Genomic DNA, 6,973 nt, shown 5'->3' with positions numbered 1-6,973 from the left:
TGTCACTTGTGGAGAACGGCAGCCCGCTGCATAAATCTACACTACAGGTTGTTAACCTAAGGCCTGATACGGCATGCGGGCTGCATGGCAGAAAGAACTGGCCGGTTCTCTCTGCACAGAAAGGATAATACAAGGCCCGATAAGCGAAACGCCATCAGGCCCTGTTCCTGTCAGCATGCCGGATGGCGGCGTTGGACGCCTTATCCGGCCTACAGGAAGCGGTTAATCAACACTGGCGGTGGTATGGACCATATAGTTCACATCCACGCCCGGACCGAGTTTAAAGCTGTTGGTGATCGGGTTGTAATGCAGGCCGGTCATATGACGCTCTTTCAGCACCGTCTGATCTACCCACTGTAATAACTCTGCCGGCTTAATAAATTTTTTCACATCATGCGTGCCTTTCGGCACCATGCGCAAAATATATTCCGCTCCGACCACGGCCATCAGCCAGGATTTACCGTTGCGGTTAAGCGTGGAGAAAAACACTTCGCCGCCCGGTTTGACCAGCCTGGCGCAGGCGCTGACCACCGACTGCGGATCCGGCACGTGCTCCAGCATTTCCATGCAGGTGACAACGTCATATTGGTGCGCATGTTTTTCCGCGTGCTCTTCGACGGTTTCCTGGACGTACTCGACCTGGATACCGCTTTCCAGCGCATGCAGTTTTGCTACCTGTAACGGTTCAAAGCCCATATCCAGGCCCGTGACGGTTGCGCCTTCGCGCGCCATACTTTCCGCCAGAATGCCGCCGCCGCAGCCGACGTCGAGTACCTTTTTACCAAACAGACCGCCTGAGCGCTCTGTGATGTAGCCCAGACGTAGTGGGTTAATGCGGTGCAGTGGCTTAAATTCACCCTCAAGGTCCCACCAGCGTGACGCGACTGCTTCAAACTTGGCAATTTCTTCATGGTCAACGTTGTGACTTACCGGGGGTTTTTCGGCATTCATTGGGGCTTCTACTCCTAAATTAGCAATGCAAATGAGTATATCAGCCTGACGGGATGAATAAAGCCTCTGTCAGGGGGAATCCATTTACCTGAATCTGTGCGAATGTGTTATAATTTGCGACCTTTGAATCCGGGATACAGTAGAGGGATAGCGGTTAGATGAGCGACCTTGCGAGAGAAATTACACCGGTCAACATTGAGGAAGAGCTGAAGAGCTCATATCTGGATTATGCGATGTCGGTCATTGTTGGCCGTGCGCTGCCAGACGTCCGAGATGGCCTGAAACCGGTTCACCGTCGCGTACTTTACGCCATGAACGTATTGGGCAACGACTGGAATAAAGCCTATAAAAAATCTGCCCGTGTCGTTGGTGACGTAATCGGTAAATACCACCCGCATGGTGATACCGCCGTTTACGACACCATTGTTCGTATGGCGCAGCCATTCTCCTTGCGTTACATGCTGGTAGATGGTCAGGGTAACTTTGGTTCTGTCGATGGCGACTCCGCAGCGGCGATGCGTTATACGGAAATCCGTATGTCGAAAATCGCCCATGAGCTGATGGCTGACCTGGAAAAAGAAACGGTTGATTTCGTCGATAACTACGACGGCACCGAACAAATTCCTGACGTCATGCCGACCAAAATTCCTAACCTGCTGGTGAACGGCTCGTCCGGTATCGCGGTAGGTATGGCGACCAACATTCCGCCGCACAACCTGACGGAAGTGATCAACGGCTGTCTGGCATACATTGACGATGAAGACATCAGCATTGAAGGGCTGATGGAACATATTCCGGGTCCGGACTTCCCGACCGCCGCGATCATCAATGGTCGTCGCGGTATCGAAGAAGCCTACCGTACCGGTCGTGGCAAAGTGTACATTCGCGCCCGCGCGGAAGTCGAAGCCGATGCCAAAACCGGCCGTGAAACCATCATCGTCCATGAAATTCCGTATCAGGTGAACAAAGCGCGCCTGATCGAGAAAATCGCCGAGCTGGTAAAAGACAAACGCGTTGAAGGTATCAGCGCGCTGCGTGACGAGTCTGACAAAGACGGTATGCGCATCGTGATTGAAGTGAAACGCGACGCGGTCGGGGAAGTGGTTCTGAACAACCTTTACTCCCAGACCCAACTGCAGGTTTCTTTCGGTATCAACATGGTTGCGCTGCACCATGGTCAGCCGAAGATCATGAACCTGAAAGATATTATTGCCGCGTTTGTACGTCACCGTCGTGAAGTCGTAACGCGCCGTACTATCTTTGAACTGCGTAAAGCTCGCGACCGTGCGCATATCCTTGAAGCACTGGCGATTGCGCTGGCGAACATTGACCCCATCATCGAACTGATCCGTCGCGCGCCGACCCCGGCAGAAGCGAAAGCAGCGCTGGTGGCGCGTTCGTGGGAGCTGGGTAACGTGTCCGCCATGCTGGAACGTGCCGGTGATGACGCCGCGCGTCCTGAGTGGCTGGAGCCGGAATTTGGCGTGCGTGACGGTCAGTATTATCTGACTGAACAGCAGGCCCAGGCGATTCTGGATCTGCGTTTGCAGAAACTGACCGGCCTTGAGCATGAAAAACTGCTCGACGAATACAAAGAGCTGCTGGAGCAGATCGCTGAACTGCTGCACATTTTGGGCAGCGCCGATCGTCTGATGGAAGTTATCCGTGAAGAGATGGAGCTGATTCGCGAGCAATTCGGCGACGAACGTCGTACCGAAATCACCGCCAACAGCGCTGACATCAACATCGAAGATCTGATTAGCCAGGAAGATGTTGTCGTGACCTTGTCTCATCAGGGCTACGTGAAATATCAGCCGTTAACCGATTACGAAGCACAGCGTCGTGGCGGTAAAGGTAAATCAGCAGCACGTATTAAAGAAGAAGACTTTATTGACCGCCTGCTGGTAGCTAACACCCATGACACGATCCTCTGCTTCTCCAGCCGTGGTCGTTTGTACTGGATGAAGGTTTATCAGCTGCCGGAAGCCAGCCGTGGCGCGCGTGGACGTCCAATCGTCAACCTGCTGCCGTTGGAAGCGAACGAACGCATCACCGCAATTCTGCCGGTACGCGAGAACGAAGAAGGTGTGAACGTCTTCATGGCGACCGCCAGCGGTACGGTGAAGAAAACCGCGCTGACCGAGTTCAGCCGTCCGCGTTCTGCCGGTATCATTGCGGTTAACCTGAACGAAGGCGACGAACTGATTGGCGTTGACCTGACGTCCGGTAGTGACGAAGTCATGCTGTTCTCTGCCGCGGGTAAAGTGGTGCGCTTCAAAGAAGATGCCGTTCGTGCGATGGGTCGTACCGCGACCGGCGTACGTGGTATCAAGCTGGCAGGCGAAGACAAAGTCGTTTCTCTGATTATTCCGCGCGGCGAAGGCGCTATCCTGACCGTGACGCAAAACGGCTACGGTAAGCGTACCGCGGCAGAAGAGTATCCGACCAAGTCTCGTGCGACTCAGGGCGTTATCTCCATCAAAGTTACCGAGCGCAACGGCTCTGTTGTTGGCGCGGTGCAGGTTGAAGATACCGACCAGATCATGATGATCACCGATGCAGGTACGCTGGTGCGTACTCGCGTGTCGGAAATCAGCGTGGTAGGGCGTAACACCCAGGGTGTGATCCTCATCCGTACTGCGGAAGATGAAAACGTCGTGGGTCTGCAACGCGTAGCTGAGCCGGTTGATGATGAAGAACTCGACTCCATCGACGGAAGTGCCGCTGAGGGCGACGAGGATATCGCGCCTGAAGCAGAAACTGATGATGATGCAGCGGACGACGCTGACGAGTAATTGAGATGTTATGAAAAGGGCCGGAGAAATCCGGCCCTTTTTTTAATTCATGCGTTCCACAATCATTGCGATTCCCTGACCGCCGCCGATGCACAGCGTGGCAAGCCCAAGCGTTTGATCGCGCGCCTGTAGCGCATGCAGCAGCGTAACCAGAATTCGTGCGCCGCTGGCGCCAATAGGATGTCCCAGCGCAATGGCCCCTCCGTTGACGTTAACCTTTTGCGGATCGAACCCCAGCGTTTTGCCGACGGCAAGAAACTGCGCGGCAAATGCCTCGTTGGCTTCGATAAGATCGATATCGGACAGCTGCAGCCCGCTCAGCTGTAGCGCTTTTTGCGTGGCCGGAACCGGCCCCATCCCCATCATCGCCGGTGCCACGCCGCCGCTGGCCCAGGCTTTGATCCGCGCCAGCGGTTTTAGCCCTGCCGCCAGTGCCGCTGACTCTTCCATTACCACTAATGCCGCAGCACCGTCGTTGATCCCCGAAGCGTTGCCTGCGGTGACGGTTCCTGTTTTATCGAAAGCCGGGCGCAAGGCGGCGAGGCCTTCCGCCGTCGAGTCAGCTTTGGGAAACTCGTCGCGCTCAAAGATGATGGTTTTTTTACGGGACGACACGCTGACGGGCACGATTTCAGCCTGGAATGCGCCGGACGCGATTGCGGCCACGGCTTTACGCTGTGACTGCAGTGCCAGTTCATCCTGCATTTCGCGGCTGATGCCGTACTCTTTAGCGACATTTTCTGCGGTGATCCCCATGTGGTATCCATGCTCGGCACAAATCAGACCGTCGCGCAGAATAACGTCGGACAATTGCCCATCACCAAGACGATATCCCCAGCGCGCTTTTGCGTCTAACAGGTAGGGGGCCTGGCTCATGTTTTCCATCCCTCCCGCCACGATCGCCTGTGCTTGCCCTGCTTTGATTGCAAGGGCGGCAAGCGCCACGCTTTTCAGACCCGAGCCGCACACTTTGTTGACGGTAAAGCCGCAAACGGTGTCAGACAGGCCGCTTTTTAACAATGCCTGACGCGCCGGATTTTGTCCGAGTCCTGACTGCAACACATTGCCCATAATCACCTCGTCCACGCGTCGAGGGTCAAGGTGAGCACGCTCAAGGGCGGCTCTAATGACGGTTGCTCCAAGCTCGACGGCACCCGTCGTTGCCAGTGCGCCGTTAAAACTGCCGATTGCGGTACGTGCCGCGCTGACGATGACACAGTTTTTCATTTTCAGTTCCTTTTAATAAGTTGTTGCCGTCAGAACACGGTCAATCCAATAACAAAAATGACACCGGAGAAGAGCAGGGCGGTGATGCAATACCCCATAATGTCGCGCACGCCCAGCCCGGCGATGGCCAGCGCAGGTAGCGCCCAGAATGGTTGTGCCATGTTCATCCACTGCTCCCCGTAGGCGATGGCCATCACTGATTTGCCAAGATCGGCACCCAGCGCCTGCGCCGCAGGCATGACGAATGGTCCCTGAATAACCCAATGGCCGCCGCCGGATGGAACGGCAAAGTTAATCAGCGCTGAACTGAAGAACGTCATCAGCGGGAAGGTATCTTTGTTGGCGACGTTAATGAAAAACTCGGTAATAAGACCACCGAGACCGGAGTGCTCCATCATCAACTGAATACCGGCGTAGAAGGGGAATTGCACCAGAATCCCGGCGGTGCTACGTGCGGCAGCGCTGACGGCGCGCATATAGGCCATCGGTGTTTTATGCAGCAGCAGACCGGCAATCATAAACATCAGGTTGACGGTATTGATGGTGATGTTGAAACCTTTCTCGGCAAAGTAGATGCCCAGATAGGCAATACCTAATGCACCGATGATCAGTGCCAGAATGCGGCTTTCTTCCAGTTTTTCCGATGGCGGCGCGTCTGGCGGCAGCTTCTTCTGAAAATCAGCTTCTTCCAGTAATAGTTTCGGATCGATGCTCACCACATCTGCAGGTTTTGGCGTCATCATGCGCGTGATGAACGGCATTACCACAATCAGCGCCACGGTGATGAAGATATTGAAGCCGGTGAACAGGGTATCCGCGACGGGAATTAACCCTGCTACGTGCTCCACCGGGTTGCCAGGCGTTGCCGCCAGCAAAGGCATTGAACCGGAAAAACCACCGCCCCAGGTCAGGAAGCCAATGTAGGCGCAGGCAATCAGTAACGGATAATCGGAACCCGGTACCCGACGAGCGACTTCGCGGGCGAACATCGCCCCGACCACCAGACCGAATCCCCAGTTGATAACGCAGGCAACCGAACCAAAAAAAGTGACCAGCATTACGCCCTGAGCAGGGGTTTTGGCGGCGGATGCCGCCGTACGTAGCAGGCTTTTCACCGGCCCGGAGCTGGCTAACGCATGGCCGGTCACGATGATCAGCGCCATCTGCATACCAAACGCCAGCAGGTTCCAGAAACCGTCACCCCAGAATTTCACCATGCTGATGGGCGTCTGTGGCGTTAACCATAGCGCGATGCCGAAAGTCAGCAATGTTAACAACATGGCGAAAATCAGCGGATCGGGCAGCCAGCGGCTGACCACCCGTGTCATAAAGCGAGCGATGCGGCCAATCATGCGTCACCTCGTACGATGAGCAGATCGTCGGCAATAGCAAACTGCGCTTCGGTTTTTTCACGCAGCGTGGCGATATCACATCCTTCGACAATTTCAGTCAGCCACATTTTGCCGTCAATAAAGCGGAATACGGCAAGTTCAGTGACCAGCATGTGCACAGCATGCTGCGCGGTGAGCGGCATGGTGCATTGGCGCAGGATTTTCGCTGAGCCGTCTTTCGCACAATGCTCCATAGCGATAATGACTTTCCGTGCACCGGTCACCAGATCCATCGCGCCACCCATGCCAGGCACCATTTTCCCCGGGACCACCCAGTTGGCAAGGTTAGCCTGCTCATCCACCTGTAACCCACCCAGCACACAGGCATCAACGTGACCGCCGCGAATCAACGCGAACGACATGGCGCTATCAAACATCGCCGCACCTGGTAAAATACCGCACGGTTGGCCGCCCGCGTTTACCAGATCAGGATGCGCGGTGGTCACGGGGCCCAGTCCCAGAAAACCATTCTCAGATTGCAGCGTAATGTGAATATCTGCAGGCAAGTAGTTGGCTACCATGGTTGGCAGGCCAATACCTAAGTTGACGATATCGCCATCGCGAAGCTCTTGCGCCACCCGGCGCGCAATACGTTGTTTAGCATCCATG

Annotated in this window: 5 protein-coding genes; 1 reads left to right on the top strand and 4 read right to left on the bottom strand. The window is 55.2% G+C overall.

Features of this window, described 5'->3' with window-relative positions:
* Nucleotides 1-222 precede the first annotated feature (222 nt).
* Entirely contained in the window at nucleotides 223-951 is a 729-nt protein-coding gene (gene ubiG / locus ACVXHP_RS08870; RefSeq protein WP_038642230.1) for a bifunctional 2-polyprenyl-6-hydroxyphenol methylase/3-demethylubiquinol 3-O-methyltransferase UbiG, read from the bottom strand.
* A 158-nt stretch (nucleotides 952-1,109) separates the two neighbouring features.
* Here ubiG and gyrA point away from each other — a divergent pair, with 158 nt between their 5' ends.
* A complete protein-coding gene (gene gyrA / locus ACVXHP_RS08865; RefSeq protein ID WP_447571308.1) occupies nucleotides 1,110-3,746 on the top strand; it encodes a DNA topoisomerase (ATP-hydrolyzing) subunit A in 2,637 nt (878 codons plus the stop codon).
* Between the two features lie 42 nt (nucleotides 3,747-3,788).
* Here the strand turns inward: gyrA and ACVXHP_RS08860 are convergent, their stop codons facing one another.
* Genes ACVXHP_RS08860 through ACVXHP_RS08850 form a run of 3 tightly spaced genes read right to left on the bottom strand, consistent with a single transcriptional unit; the run spans nucleotide 3,789 to nucleotide 6,972 of the window.
* Complete coding sequence (locus tag ACVXHP_RS08860) at nucleotides 3,789-4,973, bottom strand: acetyl-CoA C-acetyltransferase (RefSeq protein ID WP_447571307.1); 1,185 nt, start codon at nucleotides 4,971-4,973, stop codon at nucleotides 3,789-3,791.
* Between the two features lie 29 nt (nucleotides 4,974-5,002).
* On the bottom strand, nucleotides 5,003-6,325 hold the full coding sequence (locus tag ACVXHP_RS08855; RefSeq protein ID WP_447571306.1) for a TIGR00366 family protein: 1,323 nt from the start codon (nucleotides 6,323-6,325) through the stop codon (nucleotides 5,003-5,005).
* Nucleotides 6,322-6,972, bottom strand: a complete 651-nt coding sequence (locus ACVXHP_RS08850) for a 3-oxoacid CoA-transferase subunit B (RefSeq protein WP_316129723.1) — start codon at nucleotides 6,970-6,972, stop codon at nucleotides 6,322-6,324. The genes ACVXHP_RS08855 and ACVXHP_RS08850 overlap by 4 nt, the downstream gene beginning before the upstream one ends.
* Between the last annotated feature and the right edge of the window lies 1 nt (nucleotide 6,973).

It is taken from the genome of Citrobacter freundii complex sp. 2025EL-00176, assembly GCF_053309355.1.
This window is presented reverse-complemented; position numbering and strand designations above follow the sequence as displayed.

What these genes read in the sequence shown, in the direction of transcription:
- gyrA (WP_447571308.1), top strand. Translation starts at nt 1,110, where the DNA reads ATGAGCGACCTTGCGAGAGAAATTACACCGGTCAACATTGAGGAAGAG.
- ACVXHP_RS08855 (WP_447571306.1), bottom strand. Translation starts at nt 6,325, where the DNA reads ATGATTGGCCGCATCGCTCGCTTTATGACACGGGTGGTCAGCCGCTGG.
- ubiG (WP_038642230.1), bottom strand. Translation starts at nt 951, where the DNA reads ATGAATGCCGAAAAACCCCCGGTAAGTCACAACGTTGACCATGAAGAA.
- ACVXHP_RS08860 (WP_447571307.1), bottom strand. Translation starts at nt 4,973, where the DNA reads ATGAAAAACTGTGTCATCGTCAGCGCGGCACGTACCGCAATCGGCAGT.
- ACVXHP_RS08850 (WP_316129723.1), bottom strand. Translation starts at nt 6,972, where the DNA reads ATGGATGCTAAACAACGTATTGCGCGCCGGGTGGCGCAAGAGCTTCGC.